General features: G+C 70.4%; 17 protein-coding genes. 11 read left to right on the top strand and 6 right to left on the bottom strand.

Annotation, left to right across the window (positions count from 1 at the left end):
* Nucleotides 1–11: 11 nt before the first annotated feature.
* On the bottom strand, nt 12–1,187 hold the full coding sequence (locus ACFYML_RS03950) for a hypothetical protein (RefSeq protein ID WP_387419166.1): 1,176 nt from the start codon (nt 1,185–1,187) through the stop codon (nt 12–14).
* A 259-nt stretch (nt 1,188–1,446) separates the two neighbouring features.
* Between ACFYML_RS03950 and ACFYML_RS03945 the strand changes: the two genes are divergently transcribed.
* A complete protein-coding gene (locus ACFYML_RS03945; RefSeq protein ID WP_387419165.1) occupies nt 1,447–3,108 on the top strand; it encodes a carboxylesterase/lipase family protein in 1,662 nt (553 codons plus the stop codon).
* A 163-nt stretch (nt 3,109–3,271) separates the two neighbouring features.
* On the opposite strand, the gene ACFYML_RS03940 is transcribed toward ACFYML_RS03945, so the two are convergent.
* Nucleotides 3,272–4,564, bottom strand: coding sequence for an exo-beta-N-acetylmuramidase NamZ domain-containing protein (locus ACFYML_RS03940; RefSeq protein ID WP_387419164.1), 1,293 nt, complete (start codon nt 4,562–4,564; stop codon nt 3,272–3,274).
* 151 nt (nt 4,565–4,715) lie between these two features.
* Between ACFYML_RS03940 and ACFYML_RS03935 the strand changes: the two genes are divergently transcribed.
* Nucleotides 4,716–6,356 (top strand): RecQ family ATP-dependent DNA helicase, encoded by a 1,641-nt coding sequence (locus ACFYML_RS03935; protein WP_387419163.1) that lies wholly within the window; start codon nt 4,716–4,718, stop codon nt 6,354–6,356.
* 60 nt (nt 6,357–6,416) lie between these two features.
* On the opposite strand, the gene ACFYML_RS03930 is transcribed toward ACFYML_RS03935, so the two are convergent.
* Together ACFYML_RS03930 and ACFYML_RS03925 are read right to left on the bottom strand one after the other, a co-directional pair.
* On the bottom strand, nt 6,417–7,052 hold the full coding sequence (locus tag ACFYML_RS03930; protein ID WP_387419162.1) for a hypothetical protein: 636 nt from the start codon (nt 7,050–7,052) through the stop codon (nt 6,417–6,419).
* A gap of 82 nt (nt 7,053–7,134) precedes the next feature.
* Complete coding sequence (locus ACFYML_RS03925) at nt 7,135–7,377, bottom strand: hypothetical protein (RefSeq protein ID WP_387419161.1); 243 nt, start codon at nt 7,375–7,377, stop codon at nt 7,135–7,137.
* A gap of 268 nt (nt 7,378–7,645) precedes the next feature.
* Here ACFYML_RS03925 and ACFYML_RS03920 point away from each other — a divergent pair, with 268 nt between their 5' ends.
* Both ACFYML_RS03920 and ACFYML_RS03915 read left to right on the top strand, forming a co-directional pair.
* The gene (locus ACFYML_RS03920; RefSeq protein ID WP_387419160.1) at nt 7,646–8,287 is read left to right on the top strand and encodes a GNAT family N-acetyltransferase; all 642 of its coding nucleotides are present in this window, start codon (nt 7,646–7,648) and stop codon (nt 8,285–8,287) included.
* A 363-nt stretch (nt 8,288–8,650) separates the two neighbouring features.
* Nucleotides 8,651–9,445, top strand: a complete 795-nt coding sequence (locus ACFYML_RS03915; RefSeq protein ID WP_387419159.1) for an SCO2525 family SAM-dependent methyltransferase — start codon at nt 8,651–8,653, stop codon at nt 9,443–9,445.
* 47 nt (nt 9,446–9,492) lie between these two features.
* On the opposite strand, the gene ACFYML_RS03910 is transcribed toward ACFYML_RS03915, so the two are convergent.
* Nucleotides 9,493–11,442, bottom strand: coding sequence for a beta-propeller domain-containing protein (locus ACFYML_RS03910; RefSeq protein ID WP_387419158.1), 1,950 nt, complete (start codon nt 11,440–11,442; stop codon nt 9,493–9,495).
* A 188-nt stretch (nt 11,443–11,630) separates the two neighbouring features.
* Nucleotides 11,631–15,035 (bottom strand): family 43 glycosylhydrolase, encoded by a 3,405-nt coding sequence (locus ACFYML_RS03905; protein ID WP_387419157.1) that lies wholly within the window; start codon nt 15,033–15,035, stop codon nt 11,631–11,633.
* Between the two features lie 527 nt (nt 15,036–15,562).
* Between ACFYML_RS03905 and ACFYML_RS03900 the strand changes: the two genes are divergently transcribed.
* The 7 genes from ACFYML_RS03900 to ACFYML_RS03870 all read left to right on the top strand — a co-directional run bounded on the left by ACFYML_RS03900 (nt 15,563) and on the right by ACFYML_RS03870 (nt 23,446).
* Complete coding sequence (locus tag ACFYML_RS03900; protein ID WP_387419156.1) at nt 15,563–16,594, top strand: LacI family DNA-binding transcriptional regulator; 1,032 nt, start codon at nt 15,563–15,565, stop codon at nt 16,592–16,594.
* Nucleotides 16,595–16,730: 136 nt separating this feature from the next.
* Nucleotides 16,731–16,928, top strand: coding sequence for a hypothetical protein (locus ACFYML_RS03895; RefSeq protein WP_387419155.1), 198 nt, complete (start codon nt 16,731–16,733; stop codon nt 16,926–16,928).
* On the top strand, nt 16,922–17,962 hold the full coding sequence (locus ACFYML_RS03890) for a LacI family DNA-binding transcriptional regulator (protein ID WP_357442869.1): 1,041 nt from the start codon (nt 16,922–16,924) through the stop codon (nt 17,960–17,962). Before ACFYML_RS03895 ends, ACFYML_RS03890 begins: the two co-directional genes overlap by 7 nt.
* A gap of 144 nt (nt 17,963–18,106) precedes the next feature.
* Entirely contained in the window at nt 18,107–19,789 is a 1,683-nt protein-coding gene (gene araB, locus ACFYML_RS03885; protein WP_387419154.1) for a ribulokinase, read from the top strand.
* Nucleotides 19,786–20,487 carry an L-ribulose-5-phosphate 4-epimerase gene (locus ACFYML_RS03880; RefSeq protein WP_387419153.1) on the top strand — a complete coding sequence of 234 codons (702 nt, stop codon included), beginning with the start codon at nt 19,786–19,788 and terminating at the stop codon, nt 20,485–20,487. Before araB ends, ACFYML_RS03880 begins: the two co-directional genes overlap by 4 nt.
* Before the next feature lie 5 nt (nt 20,488–20,492).
* Nucleotides 20,493–22,001 carry an L-arabinose isomerase gene (gene araA / locus ACFYML_RS03875; protein ID WP_387419152.1) on the top strand — a complete coding sequence of 503 codons (1,509 nt, stop codon included), beginning with the start codon at nt 20,493–20,495 and terminating at the stop codon, nt 21,999–22,001.
* Nucleotides 22,002–22,147: 146 nt separating this feature from the next.
* A complete protein-coding gene (locus ACFYML_RS03870) occupies nt 22,148–23,446 on the top strand; it encodes a sugar ABC transporter substrate-binding protein (protein WP_357442881.1) in 1,299 nt (432 codons plus the stop codon).
* The last annotated feature ends 40 nt before the right edge of the window (nt 23,447–23,486 follow it).

The raw sequence follows: 23,486 nt of genomic DNA, 5'->3' as shown, positions 1-23,486 counted from the left end.
CGCTTGCTGGATCACACCACCCCGACCGGGCGCTGGTGGGCCCCCGTGATGTCGGTGCCGGCGAGGTAGGGCGTGGAACCGGTGACGAACAGCCGGTAGCCGTCGTGGTAGCCGACGTAGGAGCCGCGCTGGTAGTAGCTGACCCGCAGCGTGAGCCGCGTGCCGGCGGCGACCTGGACCTGAATCGCGTCGGCCAGTTCGACGGAGTCGGACGCGGCTAGCACCCGCCCGGTGTCGTCGGTCAGCTGCAGGTCGAAGTCGTCGACGAGCGCGCTCCCACGGGCCGCGCCCGTCGGGTAGTTCAGGTGGTTGCCCGCCGCGCTGCTCACGTAACCGGACAGCGTCGCCAGGTCGTAACGCATCCACATCGGCACGATGTTGATGGTGACCCATTGGGTGCTGGCGGAGGTGAACCGGTATTCGACGCTGCTGCCGGGTGCCAGGTAGCTCCGTTCCGCCATGAACGAAGTGTCGTTGCCGTACCCGAGAGCGCGGGCGTACTCGTCCCGGTAGAACTCGTACAGCTCGTAGCGGCGGGTGGCGGAGTCGTACGGCACCTCGACGGCGCGGCGTACGCTTCCGCCGCTGTCGACGTACGCGCCGTCGGAGGTCCGGCCGAGGCCGTGCGCGCCGGTCGGACCGAGTGGGCCCAGCGGGCCGAGAGCACCCAGAGGTCCCACGGGGCCCAGCACGCCCCAGACGCCGCCGGCCTGGAGTTGCTTGCTGAAGTCGCCGAGGGCGGGCAGGGCTTCCTCGTACGCGTGCGGGGACAGCGGGCCGTCGGGGCCGAGCGGTCCCCAGTCGCTCATGGGGCCCTTGCGCCAGGCGAGCATGCCGGCCCAGTCGTCCCAGCACGTTCCGGTGATCCAGGTCGAGGGGTCCCAGACCGTGTTGCCGACCGGGCCGGCGACTCCGAGTGGTCCCCAGGGGCCGATCAGCCCGTAGTGGCCGAGTGGGCCCATCGGTTTGACGTAGTCGGCGGCGAGCAACGGATCCCCGGGGTAGGTGGTGCGCACCGTGGGGTTGGCCGTGGACAGGTCGCCGCGCAGCGCCTCCACCGAGGCCGCCGACACGTACCTGCGACCGTCGGCCTGGGCAGGCGCCGCCGTTACAACAGCTGTCGCGGCCGCGAGCACGGCGGTGAGGTAGCGCCATCGGATGATCCTCGCCGCGGGTGCCGATCGCATGAACGTCCTACTCCTTCTGCTCGGTTGATGCCGGCGACCCATTGTGGAGGGTGGGTCAGGTCCGGCTGCGATGGGCCCGACGTACTGTGATCTACCCGCCACCGGACGTGGTCGGGGTCAGTCGCCGGAGCGGCGCCACGCACGGGCCAGTGGCGCTGGCACCACCAATGCCGAGGTGCTGACACTCCTGACGGGCCGGCCGGCGCTGGGTTGGATCGACGGTATGACGAACATGATCCACTCGCCTGAGCCGGTTCGGGTGCGACATCGGTCATCGCGGCTGGCGCGGGGCGCGCTGATCGCGGTCGCCGCCCTCAGCGCCCTGGCCGTCGCTGCCGTCGCGCTCGCGCCGCCCTCGACCGCGGACCCCACGACGGGCGGCGGCACCTCCGCCGTCGTCGTGACAGACAGCGGCCCGATCAGGGGCATGGTCACCGGCGGGTACCGGTCTTTCCAGGGGATTCCGTACGCGGCGGCGCCGGTCGGCGAGCTGCGCTGGGCCTCACCGCAGCCGCCCACGCCGTGGACGGAGGTGCGCGACGCCACGAAGCCGGGCAACGCCTGCGCCCAGCCCGCCGGCATACCGATGGGCCGGCCGAGCACCGCAGCGGACTGCCTGTTCCTGAACGTGACCACACCACGTGGCGGTGGCGCCCGGCTGCGGCCGGTGATGGTGTGGCTGCACGGCGGCAGCCTCACCTACGGAGCAGGCGACATCTACACCCCCACCGCTCTGGCGACCCGCGGCGATGTCGTCGTCGTGACCGTCAACTACCGGCTCGGCGCACTCGGTTTCCTCGCCCATCAGGCCTTCGACGCCGGCGCGGCCAGGTCGGGCAACTTCGGCCTGGAGGACCAGCAGGCCGCCCTTCGCTGGGTGCGCCACAACGCCGCGGCCTTCGGTGGCGACCCGCGCAACGTGACCCTGTTCGGGCAGTCCGCTGGCAGCTTCAGCAGCTGCGCGCACCTGGCCTCACCGGCGTCGGCGGGACTGTTCGACAAGGTGATCATGCAGAGCGGGCCGTGCACCGCAGGGTGGACCCCGGCCACCACGTCATCGCCGCGACCGCGGGCGGTGGCGCAGCAGGAAGGGCTGGCTCTGGCAAGGTCGCTCGGCTGCTCAGACGTGGCCACCGCCGCGGCGTGCCTGCGGGCAAAGCCGGTCGACGAGCTCCTGACGGCGGCGGCGTCGCGACCCGACCTCGGACCCGTGCTGGGCGGCCCGATCCTGCCGACCGACCCGGCCGAGGCGCTGGCCACGGGCCGGTTCCACCGGGTGCCCGTGATCCACGGCTACAACCGGGACGAGGAGCGGCTACGCGTGTGGGGCCTGGAGGTGTCCGGGGCGAACTGCGGCCCGGGGGTGCCGACCCTGCCCGGCCGGCCGCAGGAGTGCCCGCTGACCAACACCCAGTACCTCGACCAGCTCCGCCAGGAGTGGCACCGCAACGCGGGAAAGGTCGCGGCCCGCTATCCGAGCGGCAGGTACCCGTCACCGAGCGAAGCTCTGGGCGCCGCGCTCACCGATGCCGTCTGGGTCCGGTCCACCCTGGACACCGCTGCCGCATTGGCCCGCCATACCCCGACATACGTGTACGAGTTCGGCGACGGGCACCCGCCGTTCTTCGTCGGGGCGAACCCGCCCAGCTTTCCGCTCGGTGCCTTTCACACCGCGGAACTGCCGTACCTGTTCACCGTCGGCTACGCCCAGCCGCTGTCTGGCGCCCAGCAGGCGCTGGGCGAGCAGATGATCGCCTACTGGACGCGATTCGCGTACACCGGCGACCCGACGGCTCCGGGCGCACCGATCTGGTCCCGGTATGACGGGCGGCATGTGCTGTCCCTGAGCCCGGATGCCGTCCGGCCCATCGACGCCAAAGCCGCCCACCACTACGACTTCTGGCAGTCACTGTACGGCTGAGGATCTGGAAGCGCGGGGTTGGCGGCGATCTCGCCGACCCCGCGCCACCCGCGCCCGCCAGCGGTTGCGCCAGGTGCGCGCGACATCCATGACGATTGCCCTGCTGCCGGGTGGAGACCTGTCTCCCGTCGATCAATCGGGGCGATGACCGTGACCGGCTCGATCAGTAGAGCAGGTAGGGCCGGCGCTGCCGGTCGAAGGCGGCCAGTTCGTCGGCCCATGCGCCCACCACGTCGTCCACGTCGGCGCCCGCGTCGATCATGGTGCGCAGCCGGGGTGATCCGGTGAGCTTGTCTATCCAGTACGGCCGTTGTGCGTCCCAGGCGTCCTGCCGCCAGGCGAAGGCCGGATACTTCCGCGCCTCGACCAGCAGTGCCACCCCGGTGCGGATCGGGTCGTAGGCGCCGCGGTTCACGACCTTCACCTCGACGCCGGCGCAGAGCTTGTTGAGCAGCGCCGGCTTCTGGCCGGCCGCCGTCGGCGAGAAGTACGCCTCCCGGAACTCGACTCCGGGCAGGTCACGGGCGTTGAGGCGGTCACTCCAGTGGTAGTCGAAGTCGGTGGCGAGCCCGCCGATCAGCTCGAACGGCCGGCAGGTGCCGCGACCTTCGGTGATCGACGCGACGCCCTCGAAGAGGCAGGTGCCCGGGTAGACGAGCGCCGTGTCCGTGGTGGGCATGTTGGGGCTGGGCATGACCCAGGGCAGGTCGGTGTCGGCCGCCAGCATGCTCCGCTTCCAGTGCCGGCACTGCACCACGTGCAGGTCGACCTGCCGTCCCACCTCGGCGGGCAGGAACTCGGCGTTGAAGAAGCGTGCCAGTTCGCCGACGGTCATGCCGTGCTGCTGGACGATTTCCTTCAGCCCCACACCGGAGGTGTAGCTGGGGGTCATCATCGGGCCGTACGCCCGGCCGCCGATCGGGTTGGGCCGGTCGAGCACGACGTACCGCTTGCCGACGCGAGCCGCGGCGAGCATGGAGGTGTACATGGTCCAGATGTAGGTGTAGAAACGCGCGCCGACATCCTGGATGTCGAACACCACGGTGTCCATCCCGGACTGGGTGAACATGGCCTCCCACTTGGCCTGCGAGGCGCCGTACGCGTCATAGACGGTGATGCCGGTCCGCGCGTCGGTGCCGGTGCCCTCACTGCCGCCTGCCTGGGCCGAGCCCCGGAAGCCGTGCTCCGGGCCGAACGCCGCGACCACGTCGACCTGGCCCGAGCCGTGCATCAGGTCGACCAGGTGACGGTAGGCGGAGTCGACGCCCGTCGGGTTGGAGATCACTCCCACCTGCTGCCCGCGCAGCTCCGCGAAGGCGGAGCGCACCAGCACGTCCAGGCCCGTCTCGATCCGGCGGATCCCCGGGTCGGCGCTGCCGGGTGCGCTGGCCAAGGTCCCGGCGAGGGCGCCACCGGCGACCGCCCCGGCTCCGGTGAGGAAGGTCCTGCGCTCCATAGGGTGCCTCCAAGCAGCTCAGTTCATCGAAACTTAGCTACAGCCCCACGGTCAGTCAAGGAAGGATACCTACAAACCTGCGCCGCGGTGGGGTAGCCGGACATGCACCCGCCACCAGCCGCAGCGGATCGACGACCTAACATGCCCGGCAATGATGTTCATGTTTCGCGCCCTGCGGCTACGCCGCGCCGCCCGCAGGCACTTCGGCTGGCAGAAGCTACGCCCGGCGCAGCTACGCGCGATGCGGGCGCTGCTGGCGGGCCGCGACGCGCTCGTCGTCCTGCCCACCGGCGGCGGAAAGTCGGCCATCTACCAGGTTCCGGCGACGCTGCTGCGCGGTCCCACCGTGGTGATCTCACCGCTGCTGGCGCTGCAACAGGACCAGATCGGCAACCTCAACGAGCGCGACGATCCGGCATTGCGCGCGGTTCGGATCAGCTCCGCGGAGAGCCCCGGCAAACAGGCCGCCGCCCTGGCGGAGCTGCGCTCGGGTGCCGCGACCTTCCTGTTCATCACACCGGAGCAGCTCAGCTCGCCGGAGCGGCTGGCCGAGGTCCGCGCCCTGCGTCCGGCACTGGTGGCGGTGGACGAGGCGCACTGCATCTCGTCGTGGGGGCACGACTTCCGCCCCGACTACCTGAGCATCGGCCACCTGATCCGCGAGCTGGGGCGACCGCCGGTGGTGGCGTTGACCGCCACCGCGTCGCCGCCGGTACGCGACGACATCACCGCGCGCCTCGGCATGCGCAAGCCGCGACTCATTCTGGGTGGGCTGGATCGGCCGAACCTTTTCGTGACCGCCACGCACTGCCCCAGCGAGGACTACCGCTGGCGCAGGCTTCTCGCCTTCCTCAAGGAGGCCGACCCGCCGGGCATCGTGTATGTGCCGACCCGGCGTGCCGCCGAGGAACTCGCCGAGCGGCTCTCCGACGCGGGTTTCCCCGCCGAGGCGTACCACGGGGGCATGGCGGCGGGAGCGCGTCACCGCCGCCACGAGGACTTCCTCGCCGACCGGGTGCCGATCATGGTCGCCACCTCGGCGTTCGGTATGGGCATCGACAAGCAGAACATCCGTTGGGTGGCACACGTGGCGCTGCCCGACTCACCCGACAGCTACCTGCAGGAGATCGGCCGGGCAGGGCGTGACGGCGAGCCAGCCCGCGCGCTGCTGCTCTACCGGCCTGAGGACGTCGCCCTGCAGCGCTTCTTCACCGGCGGCGCACCCGACCGGCACGAGCTACGAGCGGTCGCAGCAGCGCTGCACGGCGGCCCGATGACGCGCACCGCGCTGGCGGCGGCAACCGACCTGGGCACCCGCAAGCTCGCCAGCCACCTCAGTCTGCTGGAGCAGGTCGGCGCGGTGGCTACCGGCCCCAGGGGACAGCTCACCGTCCCTCGGTACGCACCCCTGCCCGATGAGGCGGCGCGGCAGGCGCTGGCCGAATACGCCCGCTATCAGGCCGGGCAGCGTTCCCGCACCGACATGATGCGCCGCTTCGCGGAGATTCCCGGCTGCCGGATGCAATCGCTGCTGGGCTATTTCGGGGAGCAGTTGAGCCTGCCCTGCGGACACTGCGACAACTGTGCCGGCGGCACGTCAGAGGTGATCCCGGACGACGGCCCGTACCCGCTGCACAGCACGGTGCGGCACGCCAAGTGGGGACCCGGCGTGGTGCTCGGGTACGAGAAGGACCGCATGACCGTGCTCTTCGACGATGTCGGCTACAAGACTCTGTCGGTGTCGGTCGTGCAGACCCAGGGCCTGCTCGAGCTCGAGGTGAGCCGCCGCTGAGTCCACTGGCTGTTCACCGCGGCGAACCGGGTCGACGATCTGAACTCGGGTAGACCCGCCTCAGCGCGGCCTGACCGACGGCGCCAGAAACCCGCAACGGCCCTTCGCCCGGATGATCAACACAGTGGCTACTGCCGCCGATGCCCAAACGGTCAGCCGCACCGGCTGAGCCATCAAGCTCTCCGGCGGCGGAGGCAGTATCACCATCTGCAGAGCGGCGCCGGCCGGCGCCAGCAGGGCGGCGAGTGCCCCGGCCGGACCGGGTCGCCGGATCAACGCGCCGGCAACCCCGAGCGCAGGGCCGAGCACCACGCTGCCGATCAGCCAGTACCGGGTCGCCATGCCCCACCAAGGGCCGCCGTCGAAGAGCACGTCCATGCCGTAGTAAGCGGTGGTGGCGAACGCCAACGCGAGGCCCCCGGCTACCGCCCCGCGCAGCAACCCCGCAACGGGTCGGGTGTGCCCGCTCACCAGCCAGCCCGCCAGCACCGCCGTCGCGGCCCACGCCCATCCGGCGTCGAGAACCAGACTCGCGAACTCCGCGATCTGCGACCAGCCACTACGATCGGCGCGCGCAGTGCCGACTTCGCCTAGCCAGATCGGCACATGATTCACCACCGAGTCGACGGCACCCAACGCCATCCCGATCGCCGGTCCCGCCGCCACCCATCGCACGCGATCATGCCCCCACACCATGGCAAGCATTGTGCGCGACGCCAGTCGATCAACCCGGCTGCCTGGCCGGCGGATTGCCGCGGTGGTGCCCAGTGCAGGGCAACTACCGAGGATTATCGATGGCCAGTGGGGTGTGCGAGACCACCCGATTGACGGCGATGCGAGCGAGCCAACCGAGAGCGGCGGTGAAGAGCGGTGGCCACACGATCGGCCCGAAGCTGTAGACGACCAGCACCACGAGCGGAATCCACACCCGGTGCACGGCTTGGTAGAGCAGCCCGGGCGCACGAAGGCCGGCGAGCCGCGCCAGGTCGGGCAGCGCGAAGAACGCCAGGGCAGCGGCCATGGTCGCCAAACCGTACTTGAGGCTCTCGAAGATTGCGAACGCGACGAGGAACACCGCGAGCGCCGACCACCCAACCCGCCTCGGTCCACTGCGGGCTCTGGGGAGGGACTCCGAAACCGGACGGCGGGTTCCCTCAGTAGTCACCCGCGAAGCGTAGCTTCGGAATCAACACCGGCCCCTTACGCCGGCACCGTGGTCCCGGAGGATCGCCCACTGGCCTACGGATACTCGGTAGCGTGGCACCGGCCCAGTCGTCATGATCGGGCCCGTGCTTGCCGACCTGTGGCCCCAGTACGGCCTGATCATCTACACGCCACGACTCGAACTCCGCCTGCCCCACGAGGAGGAACTCGCGGCACTCGCTCGGCTGGCAGCCAACGGCGTGCACCGGGCCGACGAGCGTCCCTTCCTGACCCCGTGGACCGACGGCAGCCCCGAGGATCGGGCGCGGTTCGTGCTGCAGGGACACTGGGACCAGCTCGCCGGGTGGAGCGTGGCAGCGTGGCGCCTCGGGCTCGCCGTCTTCCACGACGGGAACCCGCTCGGCGTGGTCACCCTTCGAGCACGCGATTTCGTCGTTGTTCGCGAGGTCACCACCTCCTCATGGCTGGGGATCGAACACCACGGCAAGGGTCACGGCACCGAAGCTCGGATCGGTCTGCTCACGCTGGCCTTCGATCACCTCGACGCACGTGCGGCGCTGACCGAGGTGTTCCAGGACAACCACGCCTCACAAAGAGTGTCCCGCAAGCTCGGCTACGAGGCCGACGGCATCTCGGTAGACCCCCGCGACGGCGAGGCCGTCGTGTCGGACCGCCTACGGCTCACCAGACAGCGGTGGCTTCAGCAGGAACGGCCCGATGTAAGAGTTGACGGCATGGCAGCTTGCCGCCCAATGTTCGGCCTCTGACGGCGTCCGCTCATAGCCGCCGACCGCGTGCTCGCCGCCGGTCGGCCAGGCGAGGGCCTGGAATGTCGGACGACCTGCCGGACAAGCACCGGCACGACCGGCCGGCGGCGGCCCGTGCGAGCCGGGACCGGGGGAGCAGGGTTGGATCGGCGCTGTCGCCATCGCGGCCGTGCTCGCGCTGTCGGCAATCTGACCGACTCCCGCCGATCGACAATCGGATTCCTAGTCGGCTGTCATTCCCCGGTGGTTGATGCCCTCCGTCCACTTGCCAGTCGGTACCACCTTCGATACACAATGGGCGGTGGGCTGAGCGCGCCGGGGCGACGACCAAAGTGATCCGCCGACACCGATGGAGGCATATCCATGGCGTTGACGCCGGCAGCTGGCAGCGGCTGCGGCGCGTCGTCAACCCCACCGCCACCAACCCAGTCCGAGCGGCCGGCCAATTCCGACGTCGAGTGGGACAACTTCGATTCCCACGCCTATCTTCGGCACAACTACTCGGCGCTGCGCGCCGATGACCGCGAAATTCTCTGCCGTACCAGAGATTTCTTTGCCGATGCGGGACTCTCCGACGTGCGCTGCGTCGATGTGGGGTCTGGGGCCAATCTCTACCCGGCGCTGTCGCTCCTGCCGTTCGCGCGGGCCATGGACCTGTGTGAATGGTCGGCGTCGAACGTGGGCTGGCTGCGCACGCAGATCGACGGTTACGACGAGCTGTGGGATCCGTACTGGCAGGTCTGCGCGGAGCACCCGGCGTATTCGGCGCTGGCCGACCCGCGGGGCCGGCTGGCGCAGGTGGGCCGGGTACGGCAAACGAGCGTCTTCGACCTGCCGAGGCGCACCTGGGACGCGGGCACCATGTTCTTCGTGGCCTGCTCGATATCGGCCGACCGCGCGGAATTCCAGCACGCCGTGGGCCGGTTTCTCAGTGCCCTGCAGCCCGGCTCGCCGTTCGCCGTGGCGTTCATGCTCGGCTCCCGCGGCTACCACGTCGGCCAACGCTGGTTCCCGGCCGTGGAACTGCAGCGCGTCGACGTGGTGGCGAGCATCGCCGCCGGCGCGTACGACCTGAACGTCCACGAGGTGCCGCCCACGCCGCCGCTGCGGGACGGCTACCTGAGCATGCTGCTGGCCACGGGTCGTACCCACGGCTGAAGCAGTGCGGAGCTTCGGATGAGGTAGCGCGTGGGCCGCGGCGACCGTCAGGCCGTCCGCAGCCAGCCGAGGGTCTTCATCGTGGAGATGTCGGTGGCCTTGAGGCCGGCGTCGGAGACGGTCCAGAGCACCCCGTCGACCATCAGTGACCGGCGGATCGGCATCAGATCCTCGGGGCGCCCGGTGTCCAGCGGGTGGTCGACCGTGCCGACCTCGGTGAACCCTCCGTCGCCGACCCGCAGCGCCAGCGCCACGTTGGTCGGCGGACCCGGCCTCCCGGCGCCTCCGTAGACGGTCAGTGGGACCACGACCAGGCGTTCGGGCGGCCAGTAGAGGAACGCGTGCGGATCGAACTCCGCCTCGGAGTTCCCCTGCTTGACGTGGTACTGAGCGGTTCGGGTCGGCTTGGCCGGATCGGAGACGTCGAAGAGTGACAGCTGGGTGCCCTGGACCCGGCCCTGGTCCGTCGCCTCCTGCCCGACGCCGAGGAGCTGCCCTTCGCCGGCCGGGTGCAGGTACGCCGAATACCCGTTGATCTTCAGTTCACCGCTCACCTTCGGCGCTGCCGGATCCCGCAGGTCGACGGTGTAGAGCGGGTCGGTCTGCCGGAAGGTGACGACGTACCCGGCGCCGCCGACGAACCTCACCGCGTGGATCCGCTCGCCCTTGCCCAGTCCGGTGACCTTGCCGACCTGGGTCAACGTCGTGCCGTCGGCGCCCAGGACGTACACGCTGGAGGTCGAGTCGGGCTTGCTGCCCCAGGTGCGGCCGCTGGTGGTGGCCACCCGCAGGTGCCCGTCCCACTCCGACATGGCGTACTGGTTGATCAGCCAGCCCGGCACGGTCGCGGCGGCGAGGTACCGCGGGGTGCCCTCGCCCGAGGTGTCGAACTGGTAGATCTCGGTGGTCTCGTCCTTCGGATCGGGGGCGGTGTTCCGCCTGGTCAGCATCGGCAGCACGCGCCAGCGCTGATCGTTGGCGACGTACAGCCGCTGCCCGTTGCTGTAGACGGTGTCGCCATCGGCCAGCACGGTGACCGGGTCGCCGGCGCCGAGCGTGGCCGCACCCAGGTCGAAGCTGAGCACGGTCACCAGCGATGTGCCGGAGTAGCTGGCCGGCCGGCTCACCCGGTCGCAGCCGACCCGCCCGGTGCTGGTCCGCCCGCCGGCGGTGATCTCGTACCGGGGCAGCCAGTCGTCGGCGGTGGCGCTGTCGATGATCTCCCGGTTGGCGGCGGTGCGCTGCGCGTCGGTGACCTTTTCGCGGTACGGGAAGGCCAGCCGAGGCGCGGAGCGGACCACGACACGAACCGTCGTGCCCACCTGGCGGGCGTCCACCAGGCTCCCGTCGATCCGGTATTCGCCGATGATCTTCGGCGCTCCGGAGAGGTCAACCATGATCAGCCGTGGGCCGACGAGGTCCTCCGACGTCGGGACGGGACGCCCGTCCGCAGCGGCGGCGGGTTTCGCCGTCCCGGCCCACCCCTCGCGGAGCAGTACCAGCGCCCGGTCGCCCTGGAGCAGCAGACTGTCCTCCGTGCCACCGAACCCGTCGGCGCCGGGCACCAGCTCCAGTTCGCCGGTCAGCCGGCGGGCGGCCGGATCGATCACGTACAGCTTGCCCCGGTTGACGGTGACGATCCGCTTGCCGTCGGTCTTGACCAGGTCCGGCTCGTCAACTCCGGCCTCGTGGGTGTTGGTGCCCGAGTAGCCGGGGGCGCCAGCCCCGGGCGCCGGGTTCGCCTGCTTCGCTGCGGCGGGCGCCCCGGCCTGTTCCGCACCGTCCGCGGCCCGCAGGTCCCCGTTCGGGCCGAACCCCCAGGGCCCGACGTACGCCTTGGCAGCCGTCTTGAGCTGCCGCAGCGCCTCCGCGCAGGAGTCGAAGGCAACGAGCCGGAAACCGCCGGCCGGCACTGCCCGGTCACGTGGTGGCGCGGCGGCCGGTTCCGCCGTACAGCCGGCGACCAGGGACAGGCTGACGACCAGCATCACTCGCATGGCCCGGGCTTGAGCCATGCCTCGGAGGACGCCGGTGGCGGCCGTTCGATGGGGGACGCTGCTACCCGTCATAGGGCCTATGACGTGTCCGCCCCGGGCCGGGTTCCTGGCGAACTCGCCCGCGCTGAGGTTCCGGGCGGCGCCGGTGGGTCCGGCGCCGCCCCGAGTCGAGGGGGAGTGTTTTCCGTTTAGCGGGTGGCGAGGAATTCGTTGATGGCGATGGTGGCCTGCTGGCCGGTGGTGTGGCTGCGCACGATCGACATCACGCGGTCGTGCAGGTCGGTGGTGCCGGACTGGTCGTAGGTGTCGGAGATGACCAGGTCGAGCCAGGGTCGTTTGATGGGTTCCGGTTTGCCTTGGACGGGTTTGGCGAAGAAGTCGGCGAGGGCGTCGGCGATGCGGCGTTTCGCTGTGGCGAGTTGGTGTGGCAGGTCGCCTTGCCGGTCGGTGGGTATCTGTTCCAGGGTCGTGGTGGCGTCGGTGAGGTCGGTGACGGCGGCGTCGAGTTGTGCGGGGGTGGTGAGTTCGGTTGCGGCGATGCGGTTGAGCAGGTCGTGGGCGTGGACGAGGTGTTTCACGATGGTCAGTCGTTGGTTCAGCGCGGTGACGTGGGTGGCGTCGGTGACCTTGGCGATGGCCGTCTCGGCGGCCGTGATCGTCTCTGCCGAGGGGTTGGCCTCGGCGGCGGCGACCGCGTCCTGCGCCGCCTTCAGCAACTGGGCCGCGACCCCCGGGTCGTCGGCGAAGACTCGCCACTCCGTGATCGCCACCGCGGAGTAGGTGGTGCCGTTGCCGTTGGCCTGGACCGTGGCCCGTACCCGGGGTGTGGTGACGGGGTCGAAGGTGACGGTGTTGAACGCGGTGGTGCTGGTGCCATAGGCGGAAGCGCCGGTCACGTCGCGCCAGGCGGAGGCCGCCGCGTCCCAGTACTGCAGCACCCACCCGTCGGGCTGGGCCACCCCGTCGCCGGCGCCGCGGTTGGAGTCCCGCCAGAACTTCAGCTCCGTGCCGACGAGCCGTACCGGGCGGGACCAGTCGTACTGGACCCACTGGGTCGCCGGGCGGGTGCCGGACCAGGTGCCCCAGATCTGCGCCTGGCTCGGGCTGGGCGGATCGGCGTTGTCGTTGAGCGCGGTGAGGCTGTTCCAGCCCGCGGTGTAGGAGGCGGACGGGGTCGCGATCGGTCCGATGTTGCCGGTGAGCGGCCCGTACAGGTCCGCCGGGATGGTGACCGTCTTGGCGGTCTCCAGGTTCCCGGCCAGGTCGATCGCGCGGAACGACACGGTGTGCTTGTTCGCGTCGGGCGCCGCGATCGCGTCGCTGTAGGTGGTCCACGCCCCGGTGTCGATGGCGTACTCGATGCGGGCGACTCCGGAGGTCGTGTCCCTCGCGGTCACCGTGACCGCTCGGGTGGTGCCGTCCACGGTGGCGGCGCTGACCGGTGCGGTCGCGTCGATGCGTACGGCGAGGCTCGCGGGTGCCGATGCGTTGCCCGCCCGGTCGGTGGCGGTCGCCGTGACGGTGTGCTGCCCGTCCCCGGAGACGTTGACGTCCACGTGTCGTACGTCGGTGGCGACCACCGGCTGGCCGGCGTTCACCCGCGACTCGATGGTGAGCCGGCCGCCGCGGTCGTCGACACCGGCGACGCGCACCCGCACGGCGGACCGGAACCAGCCGGCGGCGCCGGCGCTGCCGCTGGGCTTGAGGGTCACGGTCGGCGGGGTCACGTCGCCCTCGGTGTCGTCGGGTGAAATGACGTTGACCTGCGCGGCGACCCGGCCGCCGGCGTAGCCGAGCACGCTGCCCTGGATCGTGACCGTGCCCGGTTCGGCGACCTGCTCCGGCGTGAGCAGGTCCCAGAAGACCGGAATCTGCAGCGTTTCGTCGCCGAACGCCACGGGGAGGGTGTCGGGCAGCTCGACCTCACCCACTTCGACCGTCATGGACGGCGCGGTGACGGATGCCGGCTGCGCGGCGAGGATCTTCCACTCCTCGACCGCCACCGCCGAGTAGGTGCTGCCGTTGGTCGACGCGTCGAACAGCGCGCGGACCTGGGTGGTGGTCACCGGGTCGAACGTGGTGTTCTGGAAGCCCTGCGTGCCGGTCGGGTAACCGCTCGGGTTCGGCACGTCCGTCCATTGGCCGGTGGCGAGGTTCCAGTACTGGATACGCCAGCGGGCAGGCGCGGCGACGCCGACGCCGGTGCCCTGCGGCTGGTCGTTCCAGAAGTCGATCTGCGAACCGGAGATCCGCATCGGCTGGTTCCACGTGTACTGCACCCACTGCTGGGGCGGGTTGTTACCGGTCCAGGTCCCCCACATGTCCGGGGGCAGGGGGTTCGACCGGACGATCTCGTCGTTGAGTGCCTTCACCCAGTACTGCGTGGGCACCGGCTCGTTGGAGACGGTCACCTTCGCCTCCTGGGCGATGTTCGCTCGGGGCGTGAGGTCGCGTCCCTTGACCGGAGTCGGCGTGACCGGCTTCATCCGCGGCGGGGTCTGGGTGTCGTCCCACTCGACCCGGTCCAGCGCCACGGAACGGCGGAAGTGCCCGCCGCCCACGGCGTCGGCGGTGTGGTACGCGATGTACCACTGGCCGTTGAACTCCAGGATTCCCGGGTGGCTCGTGGTCGATGACACCGGCGGGAGCACCGTGCCCCGGTAGGTCCACGGTCCGGTGGGCGACGACGCCGTCGCGTAGGCGATGCAGGCGTGGTAGTTCGCCGGCGTGCACGACGAGGTCGGGCCGGCGTTGTTCCCGGCGTACGCCAGGTAGTAGGTGCCGTTGCGCTTGAAGATCCAGGGTGCCTCGAAGTAGCCGGTCAGGCCGGTGATGGAGCGCTGGGTGCCGACCGGCGTCTTCATGTCCTGCTGGAGCTCGAGCATCCGCAGCTGGCTGAACGTGCCCCAGTAGACGTACACCCGCTGGTTGGGGGCTTCGCCGTCGATGAGGATCGTCGGGTCGATGTTCTGGATGGTGTTCGTCGTGGGCACCCGCTGGGAGATCAGCGGTCCGCCCACGTAGTCGCTCCACGGCCCGGTCGGCGTGGCGGAGACGGCCAACCCGATGGCGAACTTGTCCGACGCCGTGCTGTTCCGCTCGGAGACCGGAACGTACCAGTAGTAGCGGCCGTCCACGCCCTGGATCATCTGGCCCGCGTACGCGCGTCCTGGCGTCGCCCAGGCGAAGACCGTCTCCGGGCGCATCAGCGACGGGTAGTGGGTCCACTGCCCCGACGCGACGTCGGTGGTCCGGAACGCGCCCCACTCGTTCATGATGAAGTCGTTGGTGGACGGTCCGGCCTGATCGCGGCCGGTGTAGATGTAGAGCTGGTCCCGGCCGCTGTCGTTGCCGGGGGCGCCCGCCGGCACGACGACCGGCGCCGGGTCGGCAGAGTAGTAGCTGCCGTCGCCGAGGATGGGGTTGCGGGTGTTGGTGAAGGTGTACGAGTCGGCGGCGTAGGCGGGTGCGGCGACCCCGACCAGGCCGCCGGCGACGAGCCCGGCGAGCGCCACCGCGGCGGCCGCCTGACGGAACCGCCGCAACGGCCGGCGGGTTGGTGGCGCGGCACCGCGCCCCAGCGTGGTGTTCACGGTTCGGATCTCCTCACTGTTGGTGTGGGGGAGCGGTGTCGGCGCCGATGGGGCAAAGGGCCGCCGGCCCGACCGGTCGAATCGTGGCGTCAGGAGCCGCACCCGCCGGTTCGTCGGCGGCCCGGATCGCAAAGGATTTCGGAGGGGCCTGTCAGGCCGGCTCCTGGCCCACGATCAAGGGAGGCGACCGCTGTTAGCGCTAACATTCGAGGCCGCGCCGGCGGAGTTATGGATCTTCAAATGGTCTCCCTGGAGCTGGTAAGTACCGGCAGGCCAGCGCGTCGACGTCGCGAGTAGCGCGTCGGGACGCGGGTCGCGGTCGCTTCCTTGGCGCGTGGGTGGCTGACTTTTCGGTGTAATGTTCAGCGCGACCGACGGCCGGCGGAGGTCGCTGGGCTGCGCTCGTGCCGAAACATTGGCGAAAAGGTTTAAGAAATGTACTGCCGCCCGGAGTGGCCGTCAAGGCACCTTCGGCGGTCCGTCATGGTGCGGCGTGCAGGTGTCGATCGCGCGGAGGGGAGCGTCGGATGAACCCTGAGCGCGAGGCCCTCGCCAACCGCGCGCCGACGCTGACCGATGTCGCCAAGCTCGCCGGGGTGTCGGTCGCCACCGCGTCCAAGGCGATCAACGGGCGAGGCGAGGTGAAGGCGGCCACGAGGGCGCGCGTGCTGGAGGCCGCGCAGGTGCTGTCCTTCGCGCCGAACGCCCTCGCCCGCGGGCTGCTCAGTGGTCGGACCGGCACCGTCGGACTGCTGACCAGCGACCTGGAGGGGCGCTTCTCGATTCCCATCCTGATGGGAGCGGAGGACGCCTTCGGCGCGGGGCAGGTCTCGGTCTTCCTGTGTGACGCGCGCGGCGACGCGATCCGGGAGATGCACCACGTCCGGGCGCTGCTGTCCCGGCGCGTGGACGGCCTGATCGTGGTGGGATCCCGCACCGATCCCCGCTCCCCGCTGACCGGCACCATCCCGGTCCCGGTCGTCTACGTCTACGCCCCCTCCGCGAACCCGGACGACATCTCGATCACCGTCGACAACGTGGGTGGTGGGCGGCTCGCCGTCGACCACCTGCTGTCCTGCGGCCGGCGCAACATCGCCCACATCACGGGTGAAGCCAGCTTCCAGGCGGCCCGGGACCGTGCCGAGGGTGCCGTCGCGGCGCTCGCCGCCGCCGGCCTGGCCCTGGTCGGCGACCGGCCGTACTTCGGGTCGTGGGACGAGTCCTGGGGGCGCGCCGCGGCACGCCTGGTCGTCGGGCAGCACCCCGAGGTCGACGCGATCTTCTGCGGCAGCGATCAGATCGCGCGTGGCGTCCTGGACACCCTGCGCGACCTCGGTCGCGACGTGCCGGGCAGCACCTCGGTGATCGGCTTTGACAACTGGGAAGCCGTCGCCGCGCACTCCCGCCCGCGCCTGACCAGCATCGACATGAACCTCCAACGCCTCGGTGCGATCGCCGGCCAGCGGCTCTTCGCGGCCATCGACGGCGTCGCCATGGCCAGCTCGGAGGAATTCCCCGGCCGCGTCGTGCTGCGCGAGTCGACCGTGCCCTTCGGCTGAGGCGCACGGACGGGGTCGGGGCGCGACGCCGCCGTGCGGGCACCGGAGCGGGGTTGCGGAGTGTCACCGAACGAGGCAACATTCCGGTCCTCCGCCAAAATGTTACCGTTAACGTCCCGCGTCGGGGAGGGGTTCCATGGCCGACTCGACCATGAAGGTGGCCAGGCTGCACGGGCCGGGCGAGGTCCGGCTGCCTGATGAGGTCCTGCCGGGCGTGGTGGGGGTCGACGACTCGTTGGTCAAGTTGACCGCTGCGTCCGATCGAGCTGGCCACCCGCTGGAATGCTGCCCTGGCGCCGCTCCGAAATCGAGGATGATGAGCCTCAAATGGTGAAGGAACCATCGGAAGTGAATGCGCCAAGGGGCCGCCGGCTGCCGGTCATGGGGGACGTCGCGCGCCTGGCAGGCGTGTCGCACATGACCGTGTCCCGCGTCCTCAACGAGCCCGAGTCGGTGCGCCCGAAGACCCGCGAGCGGGTCCTGCTGGCCATCGAGCAGCTCGGCTACCGACGCAACAGCGCCGCGCGGAGCCTGGTCACCCGGCGTTCGCAGACGCTCGGCGTCGTCTGCTTCGACACCACGCTCTATGGTCCGGCTTCGATGCTCAACGGCATCGAGCACGCCGCCGAGGACGCGGGATACGCGGTGAGCGTGGCGAGCCTGCGCCGGCCCACTGCTGAGGCGGCGACCCAGGCCGTCCAACGTCTCGTGGGCCAGTCGGTGGACGGGCTCGTCCTGATCGCTCCGCAGGCTGCCGAGGCGATGGCGTTCGTCCGCGCGTTGCCGACCGACGTTCCGGTCGTGGCGGTCGAGAACGCGTTGCCGAACGTCACCAGTGTCTCGGTCGACCAGGTCCTGGGTGCCCGCATGCTCACCGAGCACCTGCTGTCCCTGGGCCATGAGACCGTTCACCACGTGCGGGGGCCGTCGGACTGGAGCGAGGCGAACGGGCGTGTCGACGGCTGGTTGGCCGCGCTTGAGGAGAATGGGCGAACGGTGCCGCGAGAGCTCGTCGGCGACTGGAGCGCCAAGTCCGGGTACGTTGCCGGTCAGAAGCTGGCCCGGGATCGCCGGGCCACCGCGGTGTTCGCGGCCAACGACTCGATGGCCCTGGGTGTGCTGCGGGGGCTGCACGAGGCAGGGGTGCGGGTGCCGGAGGACGTCAGCGTGGTGGGGTTTGACGACATCCCCGAGGCTGCGTTCATGACGCCGCCGCTGACCACGGTCAGCCAGCCGTTCCGGGATGTCGGGCGGCGGAGCATCGAGATCCTGTTGAGCGAGATCGAGGGGGGCGAGGAGCCCGGAGCTTCGTCGCTCATCCCACCTGAGCTCGTGGTTCGCAACAGCACGTCGCACCGTCGCCGGTAGGGCGCCCTCGACGACCGCGCGCAACCTGCTCGAAACAATCTCTTCTTCGAGTCTTGACGCCGCTGAAGTTAACGCTAACATCTCGGGTGACTCCGCTCACACGCCTACGCCGCGATTGCGCACGTACCTGGTTGGAGGAACCCGATGTTGCCGCGCCCCGTTATCGCTCACGCCTCCGGGTACGTGGTGGGTGTCGACTTTGGCACGTTGTCCGGCCGGGCGGTGGTGGTCCGCGTCCGCGACGGCGCCGTGGTTGGGTCGGCGGTCCACGAGTACGCGCACGGCGTCATGGAGGAATCCCTGGCTGCCACCGGTGAGCGGCTGCCGCCCGACTGGGCGCTCCAGGTCCCCGCGGACTACCTCGACGTGCTGCGCCACGCGGTGCCCGAGGCGGTCAACGCAGCCGGCATCAACGCAGAAGAGGTCATCGGCATCGGCACCGACTTCACGTCCTGCACCGTGCTGCCCACCCTCGCAGACGGCACACCGCTGTGCGAGCTGCCCGAGCTGACGGGCCGGCCGCACGCGTACGTCAAGCTCTGGAAGCACCACGCGGCCCAGCGCCACGCCGACCGGATCAACCAGTTGGCCCACGAGCGCGGTGAGCCCTGGATCAGTCGCTACGGCGGCCGGATCTCCTCGGAGTGGGAGTTCGCCAAGGGCCTCCAGCTGATCGAGGAGGACCCCGAGGTCTATGCCCGGACCGACCGCTGGGTCGAGGCCGCCGACTGGATCGTCTGGCAGCTGACCGGCACCTACGTCCGCAACGCCTGCGCGACCGGCTACAAGGCGATCTACCAGGACGGCCGCTACCCCGCCGAGGACTTCCTCGCGGCGCTGCACCCGGGCTTCACCGACTTCGTCAGCCGCAAGCTCGCCGGCCCGATCGCGGCGCTCGGCACCCGAGCCGGCAGCCTGACGCCCGCGGCTGCGGCGCTGACCGGTCTCCCGGCGGGAATCGCCGTCTGCACCGGCAACGTCGACGCCCACGTGACCGCGCCCGCGGCCGGGGCCGTCGAGCCCGGCCAGCTCGTCGCCATCATGGGCACCTCGACCTGCCACGTGGTCAGTGCCGAGGTGCTGACCGAGGTGCCCGGCATCTGCGGGGTGGTCCACGGCGGAATCGTCGCGGGGCTCTGGGGTTACGAGGCCGGCCAGAGCGGCGTCGGGGACATCTTCGCCTGGTTCACCGAGCGGAACACCCCTCCGGCTTACGTCGACGAGGCACGCGCCCGAGGCATCTCGGTGCACGACCTGCTCACCGAGAAGGCAGCCCTGCAACCCGTCGGCGCGCACGGCCTGGTCGCGCTCGACTGGCACAGCGGGAACCGTTCCGTCCTGGTCGACCATGAACTCTCCGGTCTCGTCGTCGGGCTGACCCTGGCGACCCGGCCCGAGGACATCTACCGGGCGCTGCTGGAGGCGACCGCGTTCGGCACCCGCGCCATCGTCGACGCCCTGCGCGCGGGACGCGTGCCGGTCACCGAACTCGTCGTCGCGGGGGGCTTGGTCAAGAACCGGTTCCTGATGCAGCTCTACAGCGATGTGACCAGGCTGCCGATCAGCATCGTGGGCTCCGTGCACGCACCCGCGGTCGGCTCGGCGATCCACGCCGCGGTCGCCGCCGGCGCGTACCCGAGCGTGCCGGACGCGGCGGCGGCCATGGGCCGGCGCGACGTGGCGGTCTACCAGCCGGACGAGAAGCGCGCCGCTGCCTACGACGCGCTCTACGCGCAGTACCTGACGCTGCATGACTACTTCGGTCGCGGCGGCAACGACGTGATGCACGAGCTGCGCCGGATCCGGCGGGAGGCGGGGACCCGATGACGACGTACGAGACGACGCTCACCGAAGCGGTGCGAACGATCCGGGAGGCGGTTGCGGCGCTTCATGCGCAGCTGACTGCGTACCGCCTCGTGGCCTGGACGGCGGGCAACGTGTCCGGCCGGGTGCCGGGTCACGATCTGATGGTCATCAAGCCGAGCGGGGTGGATTACGCCGACCTGACGGCGGACTCGATCGTCGTCTGCGACCTGGACGGCAACCTGGTCGAGGGTGACCTCAACCCGTCGAGCGACACCGCGGCCCACGCGTACGTCTACCGGCACCGGCCCGAGGTCGGCGGTGTCGTCCACACCCACTCGACGTACGCCTCGGCGTGGGCAGCTCGCGGCGAGCCGATCCCGTGTGTGCTCACCGCGATGGCCGACGAGTTCGGCGGCGAGATCCCGGTCGGACCGTTCGCCATGATCGGCGATGACTCCATCGGCCGGGGCATCGTGGAGACGCTTTCCGGGCACCGATCGCCCGCCGTGCTCATGCGCAACCACGGCGTGTTCACGATCGGGTCGACGCCCCGCGACGCGGTGAAGGCGGCGGTCATGTGCGAGGACGTCGCGCGGACCGTCCACCTCGCACGGCAGCTCGGCACGCCGCGAGCGATCGATCCGGTCGACGTGGACCGGCTCTACGCGCGCTACCAGAACGTGTACGGCCAGCCCGGCCGGTCCGATGGAACGGAGTGACACTCGTGCCGACAGTAGATGAACCCGGAGAGATCTGGTTCCTGACGGGAAGCCAGGCACTGTACGGCGAGAGCGTCCTCGAACAGGTCGCGGCGCAGTCCCGCGAGGTGTGCCAGGCGCTCGCCGGCGGCCTGCGCGTTAACGCTCGCCTGGTGTGGAAGCCCGTGCTGACCACAGCCGACGCGATCCGCCGCACCTGCCTGGACGCCACCGCCGACGATGCCGTGGTCGGCGTCATCGCCTGGATGCACACGTTCTCACCGGCGAAGGCCTGGATCGCCGGCCTGTCCGCGCTCGGCAAGCCGCTGCTGCATCTGCACACCCAGGCCAACCGGTCGCTGCCGTGGGCCGAGCTGGACATGGACTTCATGAACCTCAACCAGGCCGCACACGGCGACCGCGAGTTCGGGTACGTGCAGTCGCGGCTGGGGGTGGCCCGCAAGACCGTCGCGGGCTATGCCGGCGATCCGGGCGTCGCGGACCGGGTCAGCGCGTGGGCCCGCGCGGCGACCGGCTGGCGGGCGGCTCGGTCGCTGCGGATGGCCCGCTTCGGCGACAACATGCGCGACGTCGCCGTCACCGAAGGCGACAAGGTTGGGGCGCAGGCCACCCTGGGCGTCTCGGTCAACGCCTACGGGGTGAACGCGCTCGTCGCGGCCGTCGACGAGACGGGCGACGCTGACGTCGACAAGCTCGTCGTCGAGTACGAGGAGCGCTACGACGTGGCACCCGAGCTGCGCCGCGGCGGCGAGCGGCACGAGTCCCTGCGCTACGGCGCCCGGATCGAACTCGGCCTCCGCCAGTTCCTCGAGGCCGGTGGCTTCGACGCCTTCACGACGAACTTCGAAGACCTGGGCGGTCTGCGGCAACTCCCCGGTCTCGCCGTGCAGCGCCTGATGGCCGACGGCTACGGGTTCGGCGGCGAGGGGGACTGGAAGACGGCGGCGCTGCTGCGCATCCTGAAGGTGGTGGCCGGAGACGAGCCCGGCGGCACCTCCTTCATGGAGGACTACACCTACCACTGGGGGCCGGGCGAGCCGAAGATCCTGGGCGCGCACATGCTCGAGGTCTGCCCGAGCATCGCCGACGGCCGGCCGAGCCTCCAGATCCACCCGTTGTCGATCGGAGATCGCGAGGACCCGGTTCGCCTGGTCTTCACCGCCGCGCCCGGCCCCGGTCTCGTGGTCGGCCTGGCCGATCTGGGCGGCCGGCTCCGGCTGACCGCCAACGAGATCGACCTGGTGGAGCCGGACGAACCGCTGCCGCGGCTGCCCGTCGCCCGCGCGGTATGGAAACCACATCCCGACCTCGCCACGTCCGCCGAGTGCTGGCTGCTCGCGGGGGGTCCGCACCACACCGTGCTCAGCACCGCGGTCGGCCGGGAAGCCCTCGCCGATTTCGCCGACATGGCCGGTGTCGAGCTGCTCATGATCGACGCCGCGACCGACCCCCGGTCGTTCGCCGATCGTATCCGCTGGAACAGCACGTACCACCGCCTGGCCCAGCGACCGTAATCCCGCCTTCCGGCCGGCCCGACCAGGCCCGTGGGACCTCCGACGCCAACGGAGTCCGTGCGGACAGACGCACCACACGTAGAAATTTCCAGCCTCGCCGGGACCGCGGCGCGGATCTCACCGAACGATGAGCCTAGGAGAAGGATATGAGACGAACCTCGCGCGGGCGAGTTGGCCTGCGCTCGCTGGCAGGAGTCCTCGTGGCGGCGCTGGCCCTCGGCGCGGCAGCGTGCGGCAAGGACGACTCGAAGGGGTCGGCGGCGGTGCAGGCCGGGCCCGATGGCACCGACGACGGCAGTGAGCTGACCCTCTGGACCCGCGCACCGCTGGAGAAGCAGGCGAAGCTCCTCGTCGAGGCGTACAACTCCAGCCACAAGAACAAGGTCAAGCTGACCGTCGTCCCGAACGACGACTACGTGGCGAAGGTGGGTGCGGCGGCCGGCTCGGGCGGGCTTCCCGACCTGTTCGCCGCGGACATCGTCTACGTGCCGAACTGGGTGCAGCAGGGGCTGTTCAAGGACCTCAGCTCGAACATCAACGGCCTCGGCTTCAAGGACTCCATCAACAAGGGGCACCTCGCGGCCGGCACGCGCGAGGGCAAGTCGTACGTGCTGCCCTTCGTGCTGGACCTGTCAATGATGTTCTGGAACAAGCAGCTGTTCAAGGACGCCGGCCTGGACCCGGAGAAGGCCCCGGCGACGCTGGAGGAGTACGCCGCCGCCGCCAAGGCGATCCAGGCGTTGAAGAAGGATGGCGTCTACGGCACGGCAACCGGTCTGAACTGCGGCGGGTGCCTGGTCTTCACCTGGTTCCCCACCATCTGGGCCAGCGGCGGTGAGGTGCTCAGCGAGGACGGCGCCAAGTCCAAGCTTGCCGACGACACCGCCCAGAAGGTCTACAGCACCTGGCGGGACCTGTGGAAGTCCGGTGCCGTGCTCCCGTCGTCGAAGGACGAGGCGGGCCCGACCTGGACGGCCGGGTTCACCCAGGGCAAGGTGGGCCTGATGTTCTACCCGGCGACGCTGCTCTCCTCGACGCCGTTCGATGTCGGGGTCGCCGGCATCCCCGGCCCGAACGGTGGCGCCTCCACCTTCGTCGGTGGCGACGGCATCGGTGTCTCCAAGGACTCGAAGAAGGCCGCGCAGGCCTGGAACTTCCTGAACTGGATGATGTCCGAGGAAGCCCAGGTCGAGGTCCTGGCCAAGAACAAGGACGTGGTGTCGCGCTCCGACCTGGCGAACAACAAGTACGCCGCCCAGGACCCGCGGCTGGTCACCATCAACGAGGTGGCCGGCAAGGGTGACACGCCGGTCGCGTTGAACTTCCAGCAGGCGTTCAACGCGCCGAACAGCCCGTGGCTGACCCTCGTGCGCAACCAGGTGCTGGGCGAGGGCGGCAATCTCCAGAAGGACAACGACGAGATCTCTGCCGTGCTGGGGCAGTAGACGTTCGCCGTGGGTGTGTGCCGGGCCGCCGGTCCGGCAC

The sequence above is a fragment of the Micromonospora sp. NPDC007230 genome, assembly GCF_042869115.1.
Taxonomy (GTDB): Bacteria; Actinomycetota; Actinomycetes; order Mycobacteriales; family Micromonosporaceae; genus Micromonospora.
The sequence above is the reverse complement of the archived record's forward strand: the minus strand, read 5'-3'. Positions and strand labels throughout refer to the sequence as shown.

What these genes read in the sequence shown, in the direction of transcription:
- ACFYML_RS03950 (WP_387419166.1), bottom strand. Translation starts at nt 1,187, where the DNA reads ATGCGATCGGCACCCGCGGCGAGGATCATCCGATGGCGCTACCTCACC.
- ACFYML_RS03940 (WP_387419164.1), bottom strand. Translation starts at nt 4,564, where the DNA reads ATGGAGCGCAGGACCTTCCTCACCGGAGCCGGGGCGGTCGCCGGTGGC.
- ACFYML_RS03935 (WP_387419163.1), top strand. Translation starts at nt 4,716, where the DNA reads ATGATGTTCATGTTTCGCGCCCTGCGGCTACGCCGCGCCGCCCGCAGG.
- ACFYML_RS03930 (WP_387419162.1), bottom strand. Translation starts at nt 7,052, where the DNA reads ATGGTGTGGGGGCATGATCGCGTGCGATGGGTGGCGGCGGGACCGGCG.
- ACFYML_RS03925 (WP_387419161.1), bottom strand. Translation starts at nt 7,377, where the DNA reads ATGGCCGCTGCCCTGGCGTTCTTCGCGCTGCCCGACCTGGCGCGGCTC.
- ACFYML_RS03915 (WP_387419159.1), top strand. Translation starts at nt 8,651, where the DNA reads ATGGCGTTGACGCCGGCAGCTGGCAGCGGCTGCGGCGCGTCGTCAACC.
- ACFYML_RS03910 (WP_387419158.1), bottom strand. Translation starts at nt 11,442, where the DNA reads ATGCGAGTGATGCTGGTCGTCAGCCTGTCCCTGGTCGCCGGCTGTACG.
- ACFYML_RS03900 (WP_387419156.1), top strand. Translation starts at nt 15,563, where the DNA reads ATGAACCCTGAGCGCGAGGCCCTCGCCAACCGCGCGCCGACGCTGACC.
- ACFYML_RS03895 (WP_387419155.1), top strand. Translation starts at nt 16,731, where the DNA reads ATGGCCGACTCGACCATGAAGGTGGCCAGGCTGCACGGGCCGGGCGAG.
- ACFYML_RS03890 (WP_357442869.1), top strand. Translation starts at nt 16,922, where the DNA reads ATGGTGAAGGAACCATCGGAAGTGAATGCGCCAAGGGGCCGCCGGCTG.
- araB (WP_387419154.1), top strand. Translation starts at nt 18,107, where the DNA reads ATGTTGCCGCGCCCCGTTATCGCTCACGCCTCCGGGTACGTGGTGGGT.
- ACFYML_RS03880 (WP_387419153.1), top strand. Translation starts at nt 19,786, where the DNA reads ATGACGACGTACGAGACGACGCTCACCGAAGCGGTGCGAACGATCCGG.
- ACFYML_RS03870 (WP_357442881.1), top strand. Translation starts at nt 22,148, where the DNA reads ATGAGACGAACCTCGCGCGGGCGAGTTGGCCTGCGCTCGCTGGCAGGA.